A 24126-nucleotide genomic window follows, 5' to 3' on the forward strand; every position below is an offset into this window, starting at 1 on the left:
CTTTTATTGTTATGGCTCATATTGTTATGGCTCACTGTTTGTATGGCTGCAGCCATAGCTCCGTAGGCAGTGAATTGCTTTAGCTATAACATTAAAAGACTACCTGAAAACCCAATACTTGCCTCTCACAAAATACAAAACAGCCTCTATTCCAACTGAACGGAGGCTGTTTCTATACAAACAAAATTACACTTTAGCAGCCGCAGCCACTTCAGCAGCGTAATCTACTTCTTTTTTCTCGATGCCGTCTCCCACTTTGAAACGGACGAAGTTCACGATCTCAGTACCCTGTTGTTTCAGGAACTGCTCAACAGTCTGATCAGGGTTCATCACGAAGGGTTGACCCAGCAGCGTTACTTCGGCCAAGAATTTCTTCACGCGGCCTTCCACCATTTTGGCGGCGATTTCGGCGGGCTTGCCAGAAGCAATAGCCTGCTCGGTATAGATGTGGCGCTCTTTAGCCACCACTTCGGGATCAACCTGCTCGGCAGAGATGCATTGCGGCTTAGAAGCCACGATGTGCATGCCAACGTAGCGGGCAGTAGTCTCATCGCCTTTGTATTCCACCAGTACGCCTTCAGTGGCGGCAGCACCGTGGATGTAGGTGGTGAGGCTGTTGGCAGCTTCGATGATTTCAAAGCGGCGTACAGAAATGTTTTCGCCCAATTTGGCAATCACAGCTTTGCGCTCACCTTCCACCAACTCGGCCAGAGCTTCAACCGTGGCCGGTTTTTTCTCAGCAGCAGTTTTGGCTACGGATTGAGCAAAGGCGATGAAGCCGGTGTCTTTGGCCACGAAGTCGGTTTCGCAGTTCACTTCCACCAAAGCGCCAACTTTGCCTTCAATAGCATAAGCCAACACGCCTTCGGCAGCGGTACGGCCGGCCAGCTTGCTGGCTTTGGCGCCGGATTTAATACGCAGGATTTCTTCAGCTTTGGCCATGTCGCCATCGGCTTCCACCAGGGCTTTTTTGCATTCCATCATGCCCAAGCCAGTGGCGGCACGCAGATCAGCAACCATTTTTGCGGTAATTGTAGACATTATTTACTCCTGTTTTATTGAGAAACGCGGCCGGATGCCGCGCTTGGATAAATTGAAGGCTACCTGAAAGGCTGGATTTGGCGTCCGCTTGTTGAAACGGTGTCTTCAGGTAGCCTCACGCTGTATCGGCTTAGGCAGATTCGGCTTCGTCGGCAGCAGCCTGCCGTGCGGCGGCTACGGTTTCGGCCAAGGCCTGGTTTTTGCCTTCCAATACAGCATCGGCGATACCGCGGCAGTACAGGCGGATGGCTTTGGCGGAGTCGTCGTTACCGGGGATAACGTGTTTCACACCTTCTGGATCGTTATTGGTATCCACCACGCCGATTACCGGAATGCCCAGTTTGCCGGCTTCGGTCAGCGTACCTTTTTGGTAGCCGGTGTCAATCACGAAAATGGCGTCGGGCAGGCCTTTCATGTTTTTGATGCCGCCTAGTGAGCGTTCCAGCTTTTCCACTTCGCGTTGAATGGTGAGCAGTTCTTTTTTGTTGTATCCGCTGGCTTCAGCATTTTCCAAAATGGCTGCTTTTTCTTCCAAGCGTTTGATAGACTGCTTAACGGTTTTGTAGTTGGTCAGCATACCGCCCAACCAGCGGTGATCCACATAGGGCATACCGGCACGGGTGGCTTCTTCACGCACGATGTCACGGGCTTGGCGCTTGGTGCCGACAAACAGGATGGTGCCTTTGTTGGCAGCCAAACGGCGAACGGCGTCTTGCGCTTCCTGGAACAGGGGCAGGGTTTTTTCCAAGTTTACGATATGGATTTTGTTGCGGGCGCCGAAAATGTATTGTTCCATTTTCGGGTTCCAGTAACGGGTCTGATGACCGAAGTGAACACCTGCTTCCAACATCTGGCGCATAGTAATTTGAGACATTTATTTTCCTTACAAAGGGTTATAGCAAACATCAATGCACACAGAATCTCAAAACTTCAAAACTGAGACACCCTTTGGTGCAAGATGCGAGCGTTAAGTTAAGATAAAAAAGAAACAGCTTTCAAAACGAAAGCTGCGGGATTATAGGAGAAAAGTGTTATTTTGGCAAGATTTCCCTACCCTGTTTTTCTTCCTGCTTGAGGCGTTTGTTGCGCAAACGGATAGTAAGTCACCCCAAATGCAAACAGCGTGTGCAAGATTATCTACACCACCAAATAAATCAGCATTCGTGCCAACGATGGCTGAGCGAGGGCAAACACCAGGATAACAAAAAATATAGCCGATAAAAACAATGCGCCACATGGTGTCTTTCTGATAGGACTACCTGAAAAATCAAGGCTACCTGAAAACAGGATTGATATTTTCAGGTAGCCTCATGCCTACTGCTACGGTAGCTGATATTCCTGCCCGTCTGCAGTAAGAAGTTTGGGCTGGCAGTTATCGTTAATCACCGTTTCGTCAATCACTACTGTTTTCACCTGTTCTTTGATATCTGGCAGGCGGAACATGGTTTCCAACAGAGCGTGCTCCACAATCGAACGCAGGCCGCGCGCGCCAGTTTTGCGCCGCATAGCAAGTTTGGCGATACTGCACAGAGCAGACGGCTGCACCTTCAGCTCCACCCCTTCCATTTCAAACAGCGTTTGATATTGTTTCACCAAAGCATTTTTCGGCTCGGTCAGGATATTGATGAGTGCTTCCTCATCCAATTCGGCCAGCGTGGCAATCACCGGCAAACGACCGATCAGCTCGGGAATCAGGCCGAATTTAATCAAATCTTCCGGCTCGACAATTTCAAACAGCTCAGTAACATCGGCATCTTCGTCTTTGCTGTGCACCGAAGCGCCAAAGCCGATACCGCCCTTTTCCGTACGCTGGCGGATAACCTTTTCCAAGCCGGCAAACGCGCCGCCGCAAATGAACAGGATATTGGTGGTATCCACCTGAATAAAATCCTGATTCGGGTGTTTGCGCCCACCCTGCGGCGGCACGGACGCCACCGTGCCTTCAATCAGTTTCAACAAAGCCTGTTGCACACCCTCGCCGGATACATCGCGGGTAATCGATGGATTGTCGCTCTTGCGCGATATTTTGTCGATTTCGTCAATATAGACAATACCTTTCTGCGCCTTCTCTACATTAAAATCGCAATTACCCAAGAGCTTGGTAATAATCTGCTCCACGTCCTCGCCCACATAACCGGCTTCGGTAAGCGTGGTGGCATCGGCCATGACAAACGGCACGTCCAAACGCCGTGCCAAGCTTTGCGCCAGCAAAGTTTTACCTGAGCCGGTGGGGCCGATGAGCAAAATGTTGGATTTGGCCAACTCTACAGTATCGCCCTCTTTCGGATGCCGCAGGCGTTTATAGTGGTTGTACACCGCTACCGCCAGCACCTTTTTGGCCTGTTCCTGGCCGATAACGTGCTGGTTCAAATTGCTGACAATTTCAGCCGGCGTGGGCAACCTGTCTTCGCCGGTGTGCGTTTCGCCATCCGCTGTACCCTCGCTGTGGATCATGTGGCTGCAGGTGTCGATACACTCGTTGCAAATCAATGCATTATCGCCTTCAATCAGGTTTTTTATTTCGTTTTCCGATTTGCCGCAGAAAGAACAGTATCGGGTTTCGTTGCTCATTTTGGTGTGATTCCGCAATGTAATATGTTGTGCCGTAAGAAGATGGCGAAATGTGAAAGTATATAGGGGAATCCTGCGCACATCAACGCAGACACTGCCGCCATCAGTGCTATATCCCAATTATTATCTTCATAGCAAAACCTGCCCTTTACAAAGATTCTTTTACACTATCTAGGGTTTACAAACTTGTATTTTTTATCCACAATAAGCAAGTTTTTATTTTTACCGTTAAAACAGATATTTGCCTGCTGCAACAGTAAACCGCCTGATGGCATTGGAACACAACAGACTGATAGGTAACAAAATTGTTTGCAATTAAAAAGACTTGGCTGATTTTGGCCACCGGATTAAGCCTGGCCTTGGCCAGCCTGCCCGCCGCCGCGCAAGACGACATCGATGTGCTTGGCCAGTTCCTTGAACAAAACCTGCCCGTGCAAGACGACCCGCTTGGCACTTTCCTCAGCAGCCGTCCGGCTGAACGGGTGGAAGCCCAGGCTGCCGTGGCCGGGCCGATGCTCACTTCGCAATCCGCACTGATTATGAATGGCCGCAGCGGCGAGATCCTGTATCAAAAAGGTATCGACCAAGTTCGTCCCATTGCCTCCATTTCCAAACTGATGGCTGCCATGGTGGTGCTGGATGCCCGCCAAAATATGAATGAAACCCTGGAAATCACCGAAGCCGAAATCGACCGCCTCAAAGGCACCGGCAGCCGTCTTTCCGTGGGTACCACCCTCACCCGTCGCGAAATGCTGCATTTAGGCCTGATGAGCAGCGAAAACCGTGCCATCCACGCCCTTGCCCGCAACTATCCTGGCGGCCTGCCTGCTTTCATGAGCGCCATGAACCGCAAAGCGCAGAGCCTCGGCATGCAGCAGACCCGCTTCTACGATCCCACTGGCCTCGATTTCCGCAATGTATCTACCGCGCGTGATTTGAGCCTGATGGTGCGTGCCGCCCACGAATACCCGCTTATCCGCCAATTTTCCACTTCCAATTCCGGCTCTGCCCAAACCAGCAACGGCCGCGTACAGCAATACCGCAACTCCAACGCCTTGGTGCGCGAAGGTACTTGGAATATCTCTTTGCAGAAAACCGGCTACATCCGCGAAAGCGGCCGCTCCATGGTGCTGTATGCCAACGTGCAGCGCCAGCCGCTGATTATCGTACTGCTCAATTCCCCCTCGCCCACCACTCGCGTAAACGATGCACGCGCGATTCAAAACTGGGTGAACAGCCGCGAAATTTAAGCCTAATCAGCTTTTTGCATACGCAATATAAAGGCTACTTGAAAATAGATACTTTCTTTTTCAGGTAGCCTGTGGTGTATGATGGAGTTCAGGCAGCCTGATTTGAGGCTGCCTGAAAACGTACGCTTTAACGAAATTAAAATAGTTTATTATTTTTCAGCCAGCTATGCTTTTTCAGGCAGCCCGATGAACGCGCGGTAGGCGGCAGAAAATCCATCAGCATGGCTCAAAAACGGGATGTGCGCGGCCTTATCAATCAGCAGCAGGCGGCTGTTGGGCAGTTGGCGGTGCAGGTATTCGCCCATGCGCGGCGGAGTGATGCCGTCTTTGCCGCCAAACACGAGCAACACGGGGCACTGCACCTGCGGCAGCAACACGCGGGCATCGGTGCGCACCACGGCATCCAGCGCGGCTTGCAGGCTGGGCGGCACGCCGTGGCGGATAATCTCCGGCAGCACTTCGTCGGCCAGGTGGGCGCGTTCAGGGATGTGCAGAAATTGCAGCTGCAAAAACTGGCGCATATATTTGGCAAAATCTTGGGCAAACAGCGGTATCATCTTGCCCAGCGCGGGTTTGGCCAAACCTTCGGGATAATCCGGCGCGGCGGTGAGGCGGGCAAAGCTGGCGGTCAGGCACAGGCTGCGCACCTTTTCGGGATGACGAGCAGCCATATGCAGCGCCACCAGCCCGCCGAGCGACCAGCCGAGCAGGTGTGTAGGCTCGTTTAACTGTGCCGCCAGCGAGTCGGCCACCGCGGCCACATCGAACGTGCCGTCAAATCCAGCCGTACCGTGGCCGGGCAAATCGGGCGCGGCAACGCGGCATTCGGGCAGACCGACAGCCAGCAGGTCGAAAATATGGTGGTTGGCCGCCCAACCGTGCAACAGCATAATATTTACGGAATCAGACATATGGCACTTTCAACTTGGTTAGTTGGGCAGTGGCAGCGTTTTAGCTCCGCAGAAACTCGCTTCGCTCGTTTTAAGGCAGCCTCCAGCCGGGGCAAACGCTGCGTATTATGCCATGAATTATCCGGCAGCCAGGCATTGTGCGGCGGCTGCACGGCGGATTTGCACTGCCTGCGGTTGGATGCGCGCCGCCGCTGCCCGTTGTGCGCCGGTGTTTCCGCTTCCGGCCTGCCGTGCGGCCGCTGCCAACGCAAACCGCCGCCGCAAACCTTGCTGCACGCTGCCTTAGCCTACCGGCCGCCGCTGAGCAACCTGCTGTATGCCTATAAATTCCTCGGCCGCAACGATTTATATGCCGCCTTAGCCGAGCTGATGCTGGCCAAGCCGCCCGCGTGGCCGGCTGAACCTGATTTGGTAATGGCCATGCCTTTGAGCGTGCGGCGGCTGCATAAACGTGGTTTCAACCAGAGTTTGTTGCTGGCCGAATCGGTAGCTAAACACTTGAATCTTCCGCTATTACCGCCGTTTGTGGCAACCCGCTCTCACCGCCCCGCGCAAAGCACTCTGCCCCGTCAATTACGCACCAAAAACGTGCGTGGCATTTTTCAGGTAGCCCCGGCGGCGGATGTAAAGAACCGTCATGTGCTGTTAATCGACGATGTTGTTACCAGCGGTGCAACAATCGGCGAACTTGCCCGAACTTTGCAGCGGGCGGGGGCTGCAGCGGTTTATGGCTGGGTGCTCGCCCGTGCCGAATGAAAAGATAATTGACGTAGTTACCCCGCTGCGGCATCATGCCGCGCATCTTCCCAACGGCTGGTTTGTTGCAAATCAGCCTTATTTGTTTGAATTTCGCTGCATATCGCTTCATGTTCAGCATTGTTTTATACCAACCCGAAATCCCGCCCAACACCGGCAACATCATCCGCCTGTGTGCCAACAGCGGCGCCGATTTGCACTTGGTGAAACCGCTGGGTTTTCCCTTGGATTCGGCCAAAATGAAGCGTGCCGGGCTCGATTATCACGAATTTGCCCGCATCAGCTTGCACGAAACCTTTGAAGGCTGCCTTGCCGCCTTGGAGGGTCAACGCATTTTCGCACTCACCACCAAAGGCTGCACCCGGCCCGACCAAGCCGAATTCCAGCCAGGCGATGTTTTCCTGTTCGGCCCCGAAACCCGCGGTTTGCCGGCGGCAATCCTCGAAAGGCTACTTGAAAACCAAAAATTGCGCCTGCCCATGCTGCCCGGTAGCCGTAGCATGAACCTTTCCAATACAGTGGCTGTGATGCTGTATGAAGCATGGCGGCAAAACGGCTACCAAGGCGGCGTCTAACCGCCAACAACCCCATCCACTCAAGAAACGGAGTCTGTTTTGGCTAAATTGAAAAATGCCTTCTTTATCGGCATCACTGCCGCTATCGGTCTGTGTACCGCCCTGATTAACACCGCCGCTGCCGAACCCAAAGCCGCAACGGCCAAGCCCGCCGCCCGGCAGCAATACCACAGCCGCGGTAGCATTCATTTAAACGCCGTCGCCAAACCCGAACGGCTTCACCAATCCGCCAACCGCAGCTACCAAGTACGCGGTGTGCGCTACACCCCGATGACTAATGTGCGCCAGTTCACTCAAACCGGCCGCGCATCTTGGTATGGTCGCCAATTCCACGGCCGCCTCACCGCTTCCGGCGAGCGCTACGACATGAACCTCATGACCGCCGCCCACAAAACCCTGCCCATCCCCAGCTATGCCCGCGTAACCAACCTTTCCAACGGCAAAAGCGTGGTGGTGCGCATTAACGACCGCGGCCCCTTCCACAGCAGCCGCGTCATCGACGTATCCCAATCCGCCGCCCGCCAGCTTGGCTTCATCAATGCCGGCACCGCCAACGTGCGCATCGAACAAATTCTGCCCAGCCAGGCACGCGCCGAGGCCGAAACCCAACAGCCCGCTGCCAAACCAGCCGGCAATATTTATGTGGATTTGCGCCGCTTCAACCAGCGCAAAGCCGCCCACGACTACGTAGTGCAAACCACCACCCGCCTGCGCCACGCCAACAATACCAGCCAACAGGTATTCATGGTGCCGCAGCGCAACGGCGGCTTCCTCGTCCGCATGGGCCCGTTCACCCACCAAGACAAGGCCGAACAAACCAAGGCTGTGGTTACTACCGAACTGTAAAAACGCCAACTATCGGCAAACAGGCTACCTGAAAATGCAGCGCAGCGAAGTTTCTGCGAAGCTAAACTTTCAGGTAGCCTGTTTCTTATCCGCCACTACTCAAAATAACCTAATCAAGAACAATTCTTGTCTTGCCAAACCATCCAGCTTATGATTAAATGTTATGGTATAACATTTGAAAGGCTGTTTATGAAACCAAATATCCACCCCGAAAACTACCGCACCGTCCTGTTCTTTGACAGCAGTGCCAACGAAGGCTGGCTCATCCGCTCCTGTGCCCCCACCAACAACACCATGCAATGGAAAGACGGCAAAGAATATCCCGTATTTATGCTCGACACCTCTGCCGCCTCCCACCCCGTTTATACCGGCCAGCAACGCGAGCACAGCAAACAAGGTCGCGCCAGCGCATTCAACCAACGCTACGGCAGCATGATGTCTGCCCTAAAAAAGGATAACTAAAATGCAAGTCCTCTCCTCTCTCAAAGCCGCCAAAACCCGCCATCGCGACTGCCAAGTGGTACGCCGTCGGGGCAAAGTGTACGTGATTTGCAAAAGCAATCCCCGCTTTAAGGCTCGGCAGCGTTAAGCTGGATTTCAACTAAACAATAGGCTACCTGAAAACCATTTCCGCGAAGCCAATACCTCTTTCGACAACGCCCATTTTCCGATTCCGATTCAACACGCATAGACCGTTGCCGAATCTAAGGTTTCTTGCAAACCCGGCGTTGGCTTCGCGGAAATGGTTTTCAGGTAGCCTTTCTGTTCCCACTGTAAAACTCAATCATGCCATGGCATCAAACCAGCCCCTATCCCGTCAATAAATTCAACCCCTTCCCGCAAAGCCCTCGTTTATTCCACCGCAAACGCGTATAATGCGCCACTTTTACTAAGTCATTCCTACGGGATAGACATGAGCGAGCAAACACCGTCAGAAAGCAGCGGCATCGGCAAAGCCATCAAGCGCTACCTGATTACCGGCCTCCTAGTCTGGCTACCCATCACCATCACCCTGTGGGTGGTAACCTACATCGTTTCCACCACCGACCACCTCTTCAACCTGCTGCCCACCCAATGGCAGCCGGAGAGCTACCTCGGCTTCAACATCCCCGGCCTCGGCTTCATCCTGGCCATCGTTGTGCTGTTCGTAACCGGCGTGCTCGGCGCCAACGTGCTCGGACGCAAAGTGATTGAAGGCTGGGATTCGCTCTTGGGGCGTATCCCTGTGGTGAAATCCATCTATTCCAGCGTGAAAAAAGTGTCCGAGAGCCTGCTCTCCGACAACAGCCGCTCGTTCAAAACCCCCGTGCTCGTGCCATTCCCACAGCCCGATATTTGGACGATTGCTTTTGTGTCCGGCAGCCTTTCCGAATCATTGCAGCAAGGGCTACCTGAAAACGAAGAATACCTCTCCGTATACGTGCCCACCACGCCCAACCCCACCAGCGGCTACTATATCTTCGTACGCAAACAAGATATCCGCCCCTTAGCCATGAGCGTGGATGAAGCGTTGAAATACGTGATTTCGCTGGGTATGGTGGCGCCAGATGAGCACAAAAACGGCAAATTAGCTGCTCCAACCAAGTTGCCAGAGCCTACCGAATGATTTTTCAGATAGCCCCTCCAATTCCAAAGGCTACCTGAACCCCCCGCAAACCTTTACAATTAACCCTTATCGTTTAACAAAACACTTTTCAGGAAACACCGAAATGCGTACCAACTACTGCGGCCTAATCAGCGAGCAATACTTAGACCAAACCGTAACCGTCAAAGGCTGGGTGCACCGCCGGCGCGACCACGGCGGCGTAATCTTTATCGACCTGCGCGACCGCGAAGGCATCGTCCAAGTCGTCATCGACCCCGATACGCCCGAAGCGTTCAAATTGGCCGATTCCGCCCGCAACGAATATGTTTTGAGTATTACCGGCCGCGTGCGCAACCGCCCCGAAGGCACCACCAACGACAAAATGGTGTCCGGCAAAATCGAGATTTTGGCCAAAGAAATCGAAATCCTGAACCCCGCCGCCACGCCGCCGTTCATGATTGACGACGAAAACATCAGCGAAACCGTGCGCCTGCAAAACCGCGTCATCGACCTGCGCCGCCCCGTGATGCAGCGCAACCTGCGCCTGCGTTATCAGGTAGCCATGGGCGTGCGCCGTTATTTGGACGCACAAGGCTTCATCGACATCGAAACGCCGATGCTGACCCGCTCCACCCCCGAAGGCGCGCGCGACTACCTCGTGCCCAGCCGCGTGCATCCGGGCGAATTTTTCGCCCTGCCACAATCGCCGCAGTTGTTCAAACAACTGCTGATGGTGGCCGGTTTCGACCGCTACTACCAAATCACCAAATGCTTCCGCGACGAAGATTTGCGTGCCGACCGCCAGCCAGAATTCACCCAAATCGACTTGGAAACCTCGTTTTTGAACGAGGACGAAATCATGGACATCACCGAAGGCATGGCCAAACAGGTGTTCAAAGACGCGCTGGGCGTGGAACTGGGCAGCTTCCCGCGTATGCCCTATTCCGAAGCCATGTTCTACTACGGCTCCGACAAGCCTGATATGCGCATCAGCCTGAAATTCACCGAGCTGACCAATTTGATGAAAACGGAAGAGTTCAAAGTGTTCCGTGGCGCTGCCGACATGAAAGGCGGCCGCGTAGTGGCCCTGCGCGTGCCGAACGGTGCGAAACTCAGCCGCAAGGAGATCGACGAATACACCCAATTTGTCGGCATCTACGGCGCGAAAGGCTTGGCCTACATCAAAGTGAATGATGTAACCAATTTGAGCAACGGCGAAAACAGCGGTTTGCAGTCGCCCATCGTCAAATTCCTGTCCGAAAGCAGCCTGCAGGAAATCATTAAACGCACCAGTGCGCAAAACGGCGACATCATCTTCTTCGGTGCAGACAAAGCCAAAGTGGTGAACGAAGCCATCGGCGCATTGCGGATTAAAATCGGCAAAGAACACGGCGCGGAAAACGGTTACTTCGTGGACGAATGGAAACCGCTGTGGGTGGTGGATTTCCCCATGTTCGAATACGATGAAGAAAACGACCGCTGGGCCGCCATGCACCATCCGTTCACCTCGCCCAAACCCGGCCACGAAGACCTGATGGAATCCGATCCTGAAAACTGCTTGGCCCGCGCCTACGACATGGTGCTCAACGGCTGGGAAATTGGTGGCGGTTCCATCCGTATCCACCGTGCAGACATTCAGGAAAAAGTGTTCGCCGCGCTGAAAATCACGCCCGAAGAGCAGCAAAACAAATTCGGCTTCCTGCTGGACAACCTGAAATTCGGCGCACCCCCGCACGGCGGTTTGGCATTCGGCCTCGACCGTTTGGTGGCCTTAATGGCTCAAGCCGAATCCATCCGCGACGTGATTGCCTTCCCGAAAACGCAACGCGCGCAAGACCTGCTGGTGGACGCCCCCAACCATGTGGACGAGCTCCAACTGCGCGAACTGCACCTGCGCCTGCGCCAGAAGCAAACCGAGCAGAAAGAAGCATAAACTGCCAAACACACAGCCTGAAAACACCGCAGTTTTCAGGCTGTGTTTTATTCTGAACCATAGTGCTTGCCGCTGTATTTCAGGATGGACAAAGTAATGATGGCTGCATACGAAATGAACCAACACTGCAGGAAAAAAATAGTACTTTGGTTATGCTCTTCGGTTAGAGTACAATACCAACAGCAAACTACTGTTATATAAAATATTAAACTACCCCACTTATGAAATGCCCCTTCTGCCACCATAACAACACCCAAGTAATCGACTCCCGCCTGCTGGAAGAACAAAACAGCATTCGCCGCCGCCGCCGCTGCGCTGCCTGCGACCGCCGCTTCAGCACCTACGAAACCGTAGAGCTGCGGATGCCGCAGATTATCAAGAACAACGGCGAGCGCGTTATGTTCGATCCGCTCAAACTGCAGACCAGTCTGCAACGCGCCCTACACAAACGCCCTATTTCCGCCGAAGCCATCGAACACACCGTGCACGAAATCGAAGAGTGCCTGTATAAAACCGGCAGCAAAGAAGTGCCCTCCCGCCTGATCGGCGAATTGGTGATGGAGCGGCTTGCCAAGCTCGACCAAGTGGCCTATGTGCGCTTCGCCTCCGTGTATAAAAGCTTTAAAGACGTGGCCGAATTTACCCGTACCGTAGCTGGGCTGGAACGCACCGACCATTCCTAGGCTGCGCAAAATCCTGCAAACCCGCTGCGCCACACAGCCCGTTTTGCTATACTGCGCTCCGTTTACGTTTACTGACTCCAAGGAAAACCCATGAACCGCCCCCACACATCCCTCCTCCTGCTTGCCCTTTCAGGTAGCCTCTTGTTAGCCGGCTGCAACCAACAGGCAGAAACCTCCGTGGTTGCCCCCAGCGCCAGCGAAGTAGCCGCCGCGTCTGCAACCGCCGCCGCATCTGCCGCCGCACAAAACCCCAGCCAAACCCTGGCTACCGAAGATGGCATCATCAGCCTCACCGTAAACGGCCACTTTGAAGACAAATTGGCTGAAGCCGCCCAATATGTCGACGGCGCTGACAGCAATAAAATCAGCTTGCTGCAATACGATGCCGACCAAGACATCGCCATCACCATCAGCAACTTCGGTGCCCCCAAACAGCCAGCCGAAGCCTACTTCACCAAACTGAGCGAAAGCCTGAAGGCCGACCAAAGCCTGAAAGACACCGCCGTGGACACCCCGGCCGACCAGCGCATGGGTTACCGCTTCAGCCACGGCCAAGACGATAATGCGCTCAACGAAAGCTGCGTGGCCGTGTATGCCAAAAACCTCTACACCGTCTGCGCCACCAGCAGCACCGCCACACTTCCCGAGCTGGATGCTTTGCTGAAAAACCTCACGGTAAAACAATAAGCCATACCAAATTCGCCAAGCTGCTCAAGTTTGGCGAATTTTGCTTACCCGGCACGGCAAGTTTTCAGGTAGCCCTTTCAAACACGATGGCTACCTGAAAATTCATCTCCGACGAATTTAAAACGAGCTCATGCAGCTTGCTACGCAGCCAACACCCAGCCTGCCATTTTCAGCATGGCATAGTTGATAATACCTGCTCAGCCTATGTGCTTGAGGCTACCTGAAAGCCTCAACCGATTTTCAGGTAGCCTCTGCATCCCACAAACTGCGCTATACCGCGCTATACTGCCCCATCAGCTCCTCATTCCTCCACCATGCTTACCGACACCCACTGCCACTTCGCCGACTCCGCGCTTGCCTGCCGGCTACCTGAAATCACTACTGCAGCCCATGCCGCAGGAGTGCAGCGTTTTATTGTGCCGTCGGTTACCGAAGCGAATTTCGATGCCGTCTGTCGGCTGCATGCCCCACCCAAATATTATGGCGCGCTTGGCCTGCACCCGTGGTTTGCCGAAAGCTTCCAGCCTGGTTTAATTAGCCGCATCGCCGAGCGCTTGCAAGCGCAGCCAGGGCTGCTGGTGGGCGAAATCGGGCTGGATTACTACGGTGATCGCAAACATACCCGCATCGAGCAAACCACCGCCCTGCTCGCCCAGCTCGACTTAGCACAGCAATTTGGCCGCCCTGTGCTGCTGCACCATGTGCGCGCCGCAGCCGATGTGGTTACTGCACTCAAGCACAGTGGTTTCCGCAGCGGCGGCATTGCCCATGCGTTTTCAGGTAGCCTCGAAGAAGCCCGCGCCTTCATCCGTTGCGGCCTGTTTATCGGCATCGGCACACTGGTGCTCAACCCGAATGCCCGCAAAGTGCGTACTGCTGCCGCGGAGCTGCCGCTGGAACACTTGGTGTTGGAAACAGACAGCCCGTTTATGCCGATAGCCGGTGCAGGAGAAAACACGCCCGCCAATGTGTGGCAGGTGGCAGAAGCTGTAGCAGCCTTGCGCGTCATCAGCACCCAAGAGGTAGCTGCAGCCACCGAGCAAAATGTGAACCGCCTGCTGTCTTTCTCTTAATTCAGATGACCGAAATCTCAAGCATCCAAACTTAGAAAATTGATTTGAATAATTGGCCAGAAACCATAAAGCTTGTCCATTTATTACTTTCTGCCAGTTTCGGTGGATAAGACCTCCTGTTTCACACATTCAATCTGTTGATTTAGATACATTCAAAATCAAATCAATCAGGTACATTTTCATTTTTTACCACCATCAGCCAGGCCACAGCGCTTTTCAAATTTTTCAAAAAATCAAGACAATTCATTCATTTAAATCATCCTATCGAAAACAGGGCAAATAGAGTAGAATTCCATACGCGATGGTGGTTTTTCAGAATTATTTTCTACTATCTGTATTGTATTGCGGCAACCACTAAAAGGCTATTTTGCCAAACCAAATCTATATCTCGTTTTTAATCAAACAATTAGGAGTACTTTATGAGTGATTTGAATACCCTGTTTCAACAAATCAAACAGCGTGATCCCGAACAGGCCACCTTCCACCAAGCCGTAGAAGAAGTTTTCGGCAGCCTTGCTCCTTTCCTCTCTAAAAACCCTCAATACACCAAATACAACCTGCTCGCCCGTATCGTGGAGCCAGAGCGCGTGATTATGTTCCGCGTTTCCTGGGTAGACGATAAAGGCCAAGTGCAGGTAAACCGCGGCTACCGCGTGCAAATGAACTCCGCCATTGGCCCCTATAAAGGTGGCTTGCGCTTCCACCCCACCGTAAACCTTGGTGTACTCAAATTCCTGGCCTTCGAACAAGTGTTTAAAAACGGCCTAACTACCCTGCCCATGGGCGGCGGTAAAGGCGGCTCTGATTTCGACCCCAAGGGCAAAAGTGAGGGTGAAGTGATGCGCTTTTGCCAAGCCTTCATGACTGAGCTTGCCCGCCACATCGGCGCCGATCTAGATATACCCGCCGGCGACATCGGCGTGGGCGCACGCGAAATCGGCTACCTCTACGGCCAATACAAACGTGTGCGCAACGAATTCACCTCCACGCTCACCGGCAAAGGCCTCAGCTACGGTGGCAGCTTAATCCGTCCCGAAGCCACCGGCTACGGCACCGTGTATTTCACTGAAAACATGCTGAACACCCGCAAAGACAATATCAAGGGCAAACGCGTGGTAATCTCCGGATCTGGCAATGTGGCTCAATTCGCTGCCCAGAAAGCTCTGCAACTAGGCGCCAAAGTACTCACCGTATCTGATTCCGGCGGCTTCGTTAAGTTTGCCGACAACGGCATGACTGAGGCCCAATGGCAGGCCTTGAGCGAGCTGAAAAACGTGCGCCGCGAACGCCTTTCCGTGTACGCCAAAGAGCAAGGTTTGGAATACCACGAAGGCAAACGCCCGTGGCACGTGCCCTGCGACGTGGCCCTGCCCTGCGCCACCCAGAACGAGCTCAACGGCAAAGAAGCCCAAGCCCTGCTGAAAAACGGCTGTATCTGCGTAGCCGAAGGCGCCAATATGCCTTCCACTTTGGATGCAGTTAAAGCCTTCACCGATGCGAAAATCCTCTACTCCCCAGGCAAAGCTAGCAACGCCGGCGGTGTGGCCACTTCCGGCCTAGAAATGAGCCAGAACGCCATCCGACTCTCTTGGAGCAGCGAGGAAGTGGACAAACGCCTGTTTGAGATCATGAGCAACATCCACGAAAACTGTGTGTCTAACGGAACAGAAAACGGCTACACTAACTACGTGAACGGCGCCAACATCGCCGGCTTCAAGAAAGTGGCCGATGCCATGCTGGCTCAAGGCGTGGTGTAAAATAATCTGTGGTAAGTGCCGCCAGCAAACAACACTGTTTCCTATTATTGGAAACAACGTTGTTTTATTGACTGTATTAAAGATACCCCAAAAGAGACTACCTGAAATTTATACCGTGCTTATCAAGAAGCAAAATTTTTCAGGTAGTCTTCCCACTCCGTTGCATCTTCCACTCAAGCAATCATTCTACTGACTTCAATAGAAATTATTTTTGCTTGGTATAAGTGATTGGTTTAGAAATCCATACACCAGTCCATACACCGCCTTGCCACAAAGCCTTACATTTTACCACCTTTTTTTTGCCATCGAAATACATTATATTGTGCGAGTTTAACTTACCAAACACATTATCTTGTGCTGCCTACTCAAAATCAGGATGGGAAAATGAACGATACCGTTAATCTCAAAGTCACCAAGCGCGACGGCCGTTTGGAGCCGATCAACCTCGATAAAATCCACCGCGTCGTTACTTGGGCGGCGCAAGGCCTCGACAACGTATCCGTGTCGCAAGTCGAGCTTAAATCCCATATCCAGTTTTACAACGGCATCCGTACCGACGATATCCACGAAACCATCATCAAAGCCGCTGCCGACCTGATTTCCGAAGACACACCCGACTACCAATACCTGGCCGCCCGCCTCGCTATTTTCCACCTGCGCAAAATCGCCTACGGCCAATACGAGCCGCCGCACCTGTTCGACCACGTCAGCAAGCTGACCGCCGAAGGCAAATACGACCACCACATCCTCGAAGACTACAGCCGCGAAGAGTTTGACGAAATCGACGGCTACATCGACCACACCCGCGATATGACCTTCTCCTATGCCGCCGTTAAGCAGCTGGAAGGCAAATACCTGGTGCAAAACCGCGTTACCCGCCAAATCTACGAAACCCCGCAGTTCCTATACATCTTGGTGGCCATGTGCCTGTTTGCCAAATATCCAAAAGCCACCCGCTTGGATTACGTCAAACGCTTCTACGACGCGGTTTCCCTGTTCAAGATTTCGCTGCCCACCCCCATCATGAGCGGCGTGCGCACCCCCACGCGCCAATTCTCCAGCTGCGTGCTGATTGAATGCGACGACAGCCTGGATTCCATCAATGCCACCACCAGCGCGATTGTGAAATACGTTTCCCAACGCGCCGGCATCGGCATCAATGCCGGCCGCATTCGCGGCTTGGGCAGCGAAATCCGTGGCGGCGAAGCCCAGCACACCGGCTGCATTCCGTTTTTCAAAATGTTCCAAGCCGCCGTTAAATCCTGCTCCCAAGGCGGCGTGCGCGGCGGTGCGGCCACCCTGTTCTATCCGCTGTGGCACATCGAAGTGGAAAGCCTGTTGGTGTTGAAAAACAACCGCGGCGTGGAAGACAACCGCGTGCGCCAGCTCGACTACGGCGTACAAATCAACCGCCTGCTCTACACCCGCCTGATTAAAGGCGGCAACATCACCCTGTTCTCACCCAACGAAGTGCCCGGCCTGTACGACGCCTTCTTCGCAGACCAAGACGAATTCGAGCGCCTGTATGTGCAATACGAGCAAGACCCGGCCATCCGCAAACGCGTGGTACCCGCCACCGAGCTGTTCTCCACCCTGATGCAGGAACGCGCCGGCACCGGCCGCATCTACATCCACAACGTAGACCACAGCAATACCCACAGCCCATTCGACCCCGCCGTAGCTCCCGTGCGCCAGTCCAACCTATGCCTGGAAATCGCCCTGCCCACCAAACCGTTAAACGACATCAACGACGAAAACGGCGAAATCGCCCTCTGTACCCTGTCCGCCTTCAACCTCGGCGCATTGGAAAACCTGGACGAGCTGGAAAACCTTTCCGACCTAGCCGTGCGCGCGCTCGATGCCCTGCTCGACTACCAAGACTACCCCATCCCCGCCGCCCGCAAAGCCACCATGAACCGCCGCACCCTGGGCATCGGCGTGATCAACTACGCCTATTATCTGGCCAAACACGGCGTACGCTACAGCAACGATTCCGCCCTCGCCCTCACCCACCGCACCTTCGAAGCCATGCAATACTACCTGCTCAAAGCTTCCGTGCAGCTGGCCAAAGAATACGGCGCCTGCCCCTTGTTCGGCCAAACCATGTACGCCAAAGGCGTGCTGCCCATCGACACCTACAAAAAAGACCTCGACAGCATCTGCAGCGAGCCCCTGCACTACGATTGGGAAGAGCTGCGCGCCGAAATCGTCCAGCACGGCCTGCGCAACTCCACCCTCACCGCACTCATGCCCAGCGAAACCAGCTCGCAAATCGCCAACGCCACCAACGGCATCGAGCCCCCGCGCGGCCTCGTCAGCGTGAAAGCCTCCAAAGACGGCATCCTCAAACAAGTCGTGCCCGAATTCGAGCGCCTGAAAAACCAATACGAAACCCTGTGGCAGATGGGCGGCAACGACGGCTACCTGAAATTGGTCGGCATCATGCAGAAATTCGTCGATCAGGCCATTTCTGCCAACACTAGCTACGACCCCAAACGCTTCGACGGCGGCCGCGTACCCATGAAGCAGATGCTCAAAGACCTGCTCACCGCCTACAAATTCGGCCTGAAAACCCTCTACTACCACCACACCCGCGACGGTGCGGACGATACGCAGAGCGATATTCAGGATGACGGCTGCGCCGGCGGAGCTTGCAAGATTTAGCCTGTGATAGCGAGGCTACCTGAAAAAGGAGTTTATTTTTCAGGTAGCCTATTCCTCCTTGTTGGTTTCAGCCCAACAGGCTACCTGAAAACCCTTTTTCCACATCCACATCATGCTGATTAAATCTGCCGACAATAAAAGCAGCAAGCTGAAACTGCTCGAGGCCATAGATAAACTGCCGCTCAACAAGCAACAGCGCGAACAGTTAACCGATAAATTATGGAAGCTGCGTACTGGTATCAATGGCGAGAAAGATGCTGCCTTTTACATCGACAACTACCTAAAAGACAGCGAATACTATATAGTCATCCATGACTTGCGGATAGAAATCGACGGAGAAGTTGCGCAAATCGATCATCTATTGATCAACCGCGTTTTTGCCATTTTGTTGGAAACCAAAAACTTCAATGGCAACCTCACTATCAACAAATTCGGCGAATTCACGGTTCAATATCCCAGCGGTAAGAAAAAGGGGATCCCATCCCCCATCGAACAAAGCAAACGGCACGAACGAATCCTATTGAAACTGTTCGATCGTATCGGCGTGAAAATGAAAACCGGTCGGCCGTTGGAAGTACACCATGCCGTTCTTGTATCGCCGCAGTCCATTATCCGCCGGCCAGATAGCAAAGATTTTGATACTTCCTGTGTCATCAAAGCCGATGCTATCCGACAATGGCACGAACAATTCGGCGAAAACAGAGTAGGCGTCGGCTTCGTTCTCAACCATATGTTTGACGCCCTGTTAATCAACAACGAAACCATTCACGAATGGGGGCGGCGCATTGCGGCAGAACACAAGCCGGAAGGGCTACTAGAATATCTGCCCAACTCCATCAAGCCCTTATTGACAAACTGCCACACCTGCGGGCAGGCCATCAGCGAAAATGAAGCATTGCTATGTCTGCATAACCATGAACGCTTCAACGGCAAAATATACTGTCGCGAGCACCAGCAGGCAGCCTTACAACAAAAAGCACCCCCTGCCAGCCACAAATCCGAAACCGAAACCGTACATGATGAATACTGCGAACACTCAGGCTGTCATGAAAAACTCAGCCAGGCAGTCATTCAATATTGCCAAAAACACAGCAGCCGTTTTGGCGGCAAGCTGTATTGCCGCGAACATCAGCAGAGCAACACTGCCGACAAAACAAGCAATACCCCGGCCGAGCAGAAAGAAACAGAACAAAACCATTGCGACCACCCTGGCTGCGATAAAAAGCTTACCCCGGCAGTTATCCAATATTGCCAAAAATATTCCAAACGCTTCCACGGTAAACTGTATTGCATGGAACACCAACGTGCCAAAAACCGTGCCTAACCCGCCATATTATTTTCAGATAGCCTGAAACCCTATTCCTTTACCAATCACATTGCAAAAGAGATCCCGCCATGTCCTGTGAACACCTCGTCATGTCCTACAGCACCTTCAGCAAGGAAAAAAACGACGCCCTCAAAGAACCGATGTTTTTCGGCCAGCCCGTAAACGTCGCCCGCTACGACCAGCAGAAATACGAAGTATTTGAAAAACTGATTGAAAAACAGCTTTCCTTCTTCTGGCGGCCGGAAGAGATCGACGTATCGCGCGACCGCATCGACTACGCCAACTTGCCCGACCACGAAAAACACATCTTCATCAGCAACCTCAAATACCAAACCCTGCTCGATTCCATTCAAGGCCGCAGCCCCAACGTTGCCCTGCTGCCCTTGGTATCCATTCCCGAGCTCGAAACCTGGATTGAAACATGGAGCTTCAGTGAAACCATCCATTCGCGCAGCTACACCCACATCATCCGCAACATCGTCAACGATCCCTCCATCGTGTTCGACGACATCGTGCAAAACGAATACATCATCGCCCGCGCCGAAGACATCGCCTGCTACTACGACGACCTCATCGAATACACCCAATATTACAACCTGTTGGGCGAAGGTGAGCACCGCGTAAACGGCAAAACCATTGTGGTAAGCTTGCGCGATTTGAAGAAAAAACTCTACCTCTGCCTGATGTGCGTCAACGTGCTCGAAGCCATCCGCTTCTACGTTTCCTTCGCCTGCTCCTTCGCCTTTGCCGAGCGTGAGCTGATGGAAGGCAATGCCAAAATCATCAAGCTCATCGCCCGCGACGAAGCCCTCCATCTCACCAGCACCCAGCACATGCTCAACCTCATGCGCAGCGGCACCGACGACCCCGAAATGGCCGAAATCGCCGCCGAGCTGGAAAACGACTGCTTCGAGCTCTTCAAAAAAGCCGCTGAACAGGAAAAAGAGTGGGCGGAATACCTCTTCAAAGACGGCAGCATGATCGGCCTGAACAAAGACATCCTGTGCCAATATGTGGAATACATCACCAACCACCGCATGATGGCCGTCGGCCTGAACGCCGCCTTCCCTGCCGCCACGCAAAACCCTATCCCCTGGATCAATGCCTGGCTCTCCTCCGACAACGTTCAGGTAGCCCCGCAAGAAGTGGAAATCTCCTCCTACCTCATCGGCCAAATCGACGCCGAAGTCAGCGCCGACGACTTGGGCGACTTCGAACTGTAAGCCCGCCAGAAACCGAGCCAAAAGGCTACCTGAAAATCGCCAAACTGATTTTCAGGTAGCCTTTGAGCTTGAAACCGCGTGTTAAAATAAAACGGATTAACGTTCGATACAACCCATAACCAAACCCAACTGCCACACCACCATGCCCACTGCCAGCCAAATCGAAGCCCTCCTGCCGCAAACCCAATGCCGCCAATGCGGCTACGACGGCTGTGCCCCCTATGCCCAAGCCATCGCCCAAGGCCAAGCCCCCATCAACCTCTGCCCGCCCGGCGGCGACATCGTGTTGCACGAGCTTGCCGAGCTGCTGCACACCCAGCCGCTGCCCCTGGTCCAGCCCGAAAAAGCCGCCATCAAAGCTCTGGCCTACATCGACGAAGCCGCCTGCATCGGCTGCACCGCCTGCATCAAAGCTTGCCCCGTCGATGCCATCCTCGGCGCATCCAAACTCATGCACACTGTGCTGGCCGACGAATGCACCGGCTGCGGCCTCTGCCTGCCACCCTGCCCCGTGGACTGCATCGAAATGCAGCCTGTGCCCGATGCCGTATTGCCCCGCGCCGGTGCTAAAGCCTGGCCCGAACAAGCCCGCCGCGCCGCTGCCGCACATGCCAAACAGCGTTTTCAACACCGCGAGCAGCGCCAACAGCGTGCCGCTGCCGAACGCCAAGCCCACCTTGCCCAACGAGCCGCCGCCGTGCAAGCAGCTGCCCAAACGCCCCCATCTGCCCAGCTGGCAGCCACACCCGCCAAACCAAATAATCTCGCCGCGCCCGCCTTCAACCCGGCCGACCTTATCGCCCGCGCCATGGCCGGCGCACAGGCACGGCAAAACCAGCGCACCGTACCCAGCAATCACAACAGCTTCCGCCAACAACAAATCGCCGCCGCCCAGCAACAAGCCGCCCACCGCCGCGCCCTGAAAAACATCCGCTACGGTAACGAAGCCGAGCAAGCTGCCGCCAAAGACTACCTCCGCCAACACAAAGCCGAAGAAGAAGCCTAATCCAAAAACTGATCCGTCGTGGCCAGTAAACAAAAACTCGCCGAAAACGATTTGAACCAGCAGTACAGCAAAAAACTGCGCGCCACCCTGAGGCAGAAAGAAAACGAATGCCTAAACTGCCTCAACAGCTGAATACTTGATACCGGGCGGGCATGAGCCGCCCGCGGAAACCCAATCCGCCGCCTTATCCCAAACAAAAAGGATACCTGAAAATCCTACACAGCAATTTTCAAGTAGCCTATTTTGCTTCTTCGGTGCCGGCTTAAGCCGGCCAATTCAACCATATTATTTGCCGGACATCCGATTGATGATCTTCTCGCCACGCAGCTGATGCAGTACCACCATGGCAATGTGCCCGAAGGCCAGCAAAAACAGCAGGTACGCCAGTTTACCGTGTGCCGCGTTGCCCAGTTGCGTCATCCACTCGATAGGCTGCTCGATTTTATGCATCACCGTGATGCCGAACACTTCCAAATCGCCGCGCGCAGAGCCGTATTGGCGAATCATCGCCACAATCGGCACAGCCGCCATCAACACATACAGCGCGGCATGCCCCAGCTTCATAGCCAAGCTGCCGTGCGGGCGGTTGCGCCAATTTGCCAGCGCCCAAACCAGGCGCAAGGCCACCAAAACCAGCAGAAGGAAGCCCACCGATTTGTGGTAGCTTATCAAGCTGTAGTATTTTTCGTTAATATTCCACATGACCGCCGTGCACAGCATAAAGGCAAACATGGCCGTCATCAGCCAATGGAAAAAACGGCTGAGGGTACCGTAGTATTGTGGTGTGTCTTTCATTCTTATTTCCTTTTTTAAATTTTTAAAAACCGAAAAGTAGTGGATTATAACGGATTAAATGAACTTTTGATACCAAGCAGCAAGCCGTAGACAATACACGGCTATTTAACGCACGCTAAATTCTGTTTGATGCACCAATAAAGGCTACCTGAAACGTAACGCAGCAAAGTTTCTGCGAAGCTAAATTTTCAGGTAGCCCTTTGATTGCTGGCTTACTTGCCAAACAACGCCGCCACCATCTCGGCCTGCTCTTCGGTGAACGCGGGTTCGCCGAGGCGGGCGGCCACTGTGTATTCGTTGGCAAACTGCCGCTGGGCAGATACCGCCTGCCATTCTTTCAGGCGGGCGGTTTTGCCCTGTTTTAGTTTGGCGGCGGTTTGCAGAGCGGTTTGTTTGCGGGTAGGCATGGCGGAAAATACGGTTTGAATGGCGGAATGGGTTTTCAGGTAGCCCGGATTGTGTTTGAGGCTACCTGGAAACGGATTACTTGGTAAGCAGTGCCAAAGCCTCGCGGTATTTGGCCAAGGTTTTTTCGATAACCTCGGCGGGCACGGTGGGAGCGGGAGGCTGTTTGTCCCAGCCGCTTTGTTCGAGCCAGTCGCGGATGAATTGTTTGTCGAACGAGGGCGGGTTGCTGCCGGGCTGGTATTGGTCGGCGGGCCAGAAGCGGCTGGAATCGGGAGTAAGCACTTCGTCCATCAGGGTGAGCGTGCCGTTTTCGTCCAGGCCGAATTCGAATTTGGTGTCGCAGATGATGATGCCGCGGGTGCGGGCATAGTCGGCGGCTTCGCTATAGAGGGCGATGGCTTTGTGGCGCACTTCTTCGGCCAGCTCTTGGCCGATGATGCGGGCGCATTCGTCAAAACCGATGTTTTCATCGTGGTTGCCCACTGCGGCTTTGGTGGACGGAGTAAAGATGATTTCGGGCAGCTGCTCGGCTTCGCGCAGGTTTTCAGGTAGCCTGATGCCGCACACGGCGCCGGTTTGGCGGTATTCTTTCCAGCCGCTGCCGGCCAAATAACCGCGCACGATGGCTTCGATTTTTAAGGGCTCGAGCCGTTTGGCCACCACGGCGCGTTTTTCCAGAGCGGCGGCTACGTTGTGAGGCAAAACGTCGTATACGGTTTGGCCGGTGAAGTGGTTGAGCATGATGTGCGAGAGCTTGCCGAACCAGAAATTGGAAATCTGAGTGAGGATTTCGCCTTTGCCGGGAATGGGTTCGTTCAAGATCACATCGAAGGCAGAGAGACGGTCGGAGGCAACGATGAGCATGCTGCGGCTGTCGATTTCATACAAATCGCGCACTTTGCCGGAATAGATTTTTTTCAGCGGGATGGTGGTCATGATGAATTATTGGGCGGGTGGTCGGAAAGTTGATATTCTAGTCCAATTGCCGCACGGAAAAAACGGCAGCGTGGAAATATCATGCCCGAAGGCGGCAAA

At 53.8% G+C, this 24126-nt stretch carries 23 protein-coding genes; 16 read left to right on the forward strand and 7 right to left on the reverse strand.

The window, feature by feature from the left end; genetic code table 11:
- Nucleotides 1-186: 186 nt before the first annotated feature.
- From tsf to clpX, 3 genes are all read right to left on the reverse strand, one after another.
- Nucleotides 187-1041 (reverse strand): translation elongation factor Ts, encoded by an 855-nt coding sequence (gene tsf / locus A7P99_RS02235; protein WP_067686367.1) that lies wholly within the window; start codon nt 1039-1041, stop codon nt 187-189.
- A 130-nt stretch (nt 1042-1171) separates the two neighbouring features.
- On the reverse strand, nt 1172-1915 hold the full coding sequence (rpsB, locus tag A7P99_RS02240; protein WP_067447015.1) for a 30S ribosomal protein S2: 744 nt from the start codon (nt 1913-1915) through the stop codon (nt 1172-1174).
- Nucleotides 1916-2361: 446 nt separating this feature from the next.
- Entirely contained in the window at nt 2362-3612 is a 1251-nt protein-coding gene (gene clpX, locus A7P99_RS02245) for an ATP-dependent Clp protease ATP-binding subunit ClpX (RefSeq protein ID WP_067447017.1), read from the reverse strand.
- A gap of 305 nt (nt 3613-3917) precedes the next feature.
- On the opposite strand from clpX, the gene A7P99_RS02250 reads away from it, so the two are divergent.
- On the forward strand, nt 3918-4862 hold the full coding sequence (locus tag A7P99_RS02250) for a serine hydrolase (RefSeq protein WP_067447019.1): 945 nt from the start codon (nt 3918-3920) through the stop codon (nt 4860-4862).
- A 164-nt stretch (nt 4863-5026) separates the two neighbouring features.
- Here A7P99_RS02250 and bioH read toward each other — a convergent pair whose 3' ends face one another.
- Nucleotides 5027-5773 (reverse strand): pimeloyl-ACP methyl ester esterase BioH, encoded by a 747-nt coding sequence (gene bioH / locus A7P99_RS02255; protein ID WP_067447022.1) that lies wholly within the window; start codon nt 5771-5773, stop codon nt 5027-5029.
- Between bioH and A7P99_RS02260 the strand changes: the two genes are divergently transcribed.
- From A7P99_RS02260 to A7P99_RS02330, 15 genes are all read left to right on the forward strand, one after another.
- On the forward strand, nt 5774-6529 hold the full coding sequence (locus A7P99_RS02260) for a ComF family protein (RefSeq protein WP_067447024.1): 756 nt from the start codon (nt 5774-5776) through the stop codon (nt 6527-6529).
- Nucleotides 6530-6639: 110 nt separating this feature from the next.
- Entirely contained in the window at nt 6640-7104 is a 465-nt protein-coding gene (gene trmL / locus A7P99_RS02265; protein WP_067447373.1) for a tRNA (uridine(34)/cytosine(34)/5-carboxymethylaminomethyluridine(34)-2'-O)-methyltransferase TrmL, read from the forward strand.
- 39 nt (nt 7105-7143) lie between these two features.
- A complete protein-coding gene (locus A7P99_RS02270) occupies nt 7144-7950 on the forward strand; it encodes a septal ring lytic transglycosylase RlpA family protein (protein WP_082881518.1) in 807 nt (268 codons plus the stop codon).
- A 189-nt stretch (nt 7951-8139) separates the two neighbouring features.
- Nucleotides 8140-8412, forward strand: a complete 273-nt coding sequence (locus A7P99_RS02275) for a type B 50S ribosomal protein L31 (RefSeq protein WP_023886569.1) — start codon at nt 8140-8142, stop codon at nt 8410-8412.
- 1 nt (nt 8413) lies between these two features.
- Complete coding sequence (gene ykgO / locus A7P99_RS02280) at nt 8414-8539, forward strand: type B 50S ribosomal protein L36 (protein ID WP_067447026.1); 126 nt, start codon at nt 8414-8416, stop codon at nt 8537-8539.
- 324 nt (nt 8540-8863) lie between these two features.
- The gene (locus A7P99_RS02285) at nt 8864-9556 is read left to right on the forward strand and encodes a DUF502 domain-containing protein (RefSeq protein WP_067447028.1); all 693 of its coding nucleotides are present in this window, start codon (nt 8864-8866) and stop codon (nt 9554-9556) included.
- A gap of 103 nt (nt 9557-9659) precedes the next feature.
- Complete coding sequence (gene aspS / locus A7P99_RS02290) at nt 9660-11468, forward strand: aspartate--tRNA ligase (protein ID WP_067527738.1); 1809 nt, start codon at nt 9660-9662, stop codon at nt 11466-11468.
- Between the two features lie 221 nt (nt 11469-11689).
- On the forward strand, nt 11690-12151 hold the full coding sequence (gene nrdR, locus A7P99_RS02295; protein WP_035580086.1) for a transcriptional regulator NrdR: 462 nt from the start codon (nt 11690-11692) through the stop codon (nt 12149-12151).
- 90 nt (nt 12152-12241) lie between these two features.
- Nucleotides 12242-12838, forward strand: a complete 597-nt coding sequence (locus tag A7P99_RS02300; protein ID WP_067527740.1) for a hypothetical protein — start codon at nt 12242-12244, stop codon at nt 12836-12838.
- Between the two features lie 314 nt (nt 12839-13152).
- Nucleotides 13153-13911, forward strand: coding sequence for a TatD family hydrolase (locus A7P99_RS02305; protein ID WP_067447034.1), 759 nt, complete (start codon nt 13153-13155; stop codon nt 13909-13911).
- Between the two features lie 419 nt (nt 13912-14330).
- Entirely contained in the window at nt 14331-15668 is a 1338-nt protein-coding gene (gene gdhA, locus A7P99_RS02310; protein ID WP_067447036.1) for an NADP-specific glutamate dehydrogenase, read from the forward strand.
- A 384-nt stretch (nt 15669-16052) separates the two neighbouring features.
- On the forward strand, nt 16053-18332 hold the full coding sequence (gene nrdA, locus A7P99_RS02315) for a class 1a ribonucleoside-diphosphate reductase subunit alpha (RefSeq protein ID WP_067447038.1): 2280 nt from the start codon (nt 16053-16055) through the stop codon (nt 18330-18332).
- Between the two features lie 112 nt (nt 18333-18444).
- Nucleotides 18445-19656, forward strand: a complete 1212-nt coding sequence (locus tag A7P99_RS02320) for a nuclease-related domain-containing protein (RefSeq protein WP_067447040.1) — start codon at nt 18445-18447, stop codon at nt 19654-19656.
- A 92-nt stretch (nt 19657-19748) separates the two neighbouring features.
- Nucleotides 19749-20882 (forward strand): class Ia ribonucleoside-diphosphate reductase subunit beta, encoded by a 1134-nt coding sequence (nrdB, locus tag A7P99_RS02325; RefSeq protein WP_067447042.1) that lies wholly within the window; start codon nt 19749-19751, stop codon nt 20880-20882.
- Nucleotides 20883-21024: 142 nt separating this feature from the next.
- Nucleotides 21025-21888: an RnfABCDGE type electron transport complex subunit B gene (locus A7P99_RS02330; RefSeq protein ID WP_067447044.1), complete on the forward strand. Its 864-nt coding sequence runs from the start codon at nt 21025-21027 to the stop codon at nt 21886-21888.
- Nucleotides 21889-22173: 285 nt separating this feature from the next.
- Here the strand turns inward: A7P99_RS02330 and A7P99_RS02335 are convergent, their stop codons facing one another.
- The 3 genes from A7P99_RS02335 to A7P99_RS02345 form a co-directional block, all read right to left on the reverse strand.
- Nucleotides 22174-22683: a cytochrome b gene (locus A7P99_RS02335; protein ID WP_082880654.1), complete on the reverse strand. Its 510-nt coding sequence runs from the start codon at nt 22681-22683 to the stop codon at nt 22174-22176.
- Nucleotides 22684-22895: 212 nt separating this feature from the next.
- Nucleotides 22896-23090, reverse strand: coding sequence for a cyanate hydratase (locus A7P99_RS02340; RefSeq protein WP_067527742.1), 195 nt, complete (start codon nt 23088-23090; stop codon nt 22896-22898).
- Nucleotides 23091-23166: 76 nt separating this feature from the next.
- The gene (locus tag A7P99_RS02345) at nt 23167-24027 is read right to left on the reverse strand and encodes a phosphoribosylaminoimidazolesuccinocarboxamide synthase (protein ID WP_067447048.1); all 861 of its coding nucleotides are present in this window, start codon (nt 24025-24027) and stop codon (nt 23167-23169) included.
- Nucleotides 24028-24126 lie beyond the last annotated feature (99 nt).

It is taken from the genome of Eikenella sp. NML120348, assembly GCF_001648435.1.
Taxonomy (GTDB): domain Bacteria; phylum Pseudomonadota; class Gammaproteobacteria; order Burkholderiales; family Neisseriaceae; genus Eikenella; species Eikenella exigua.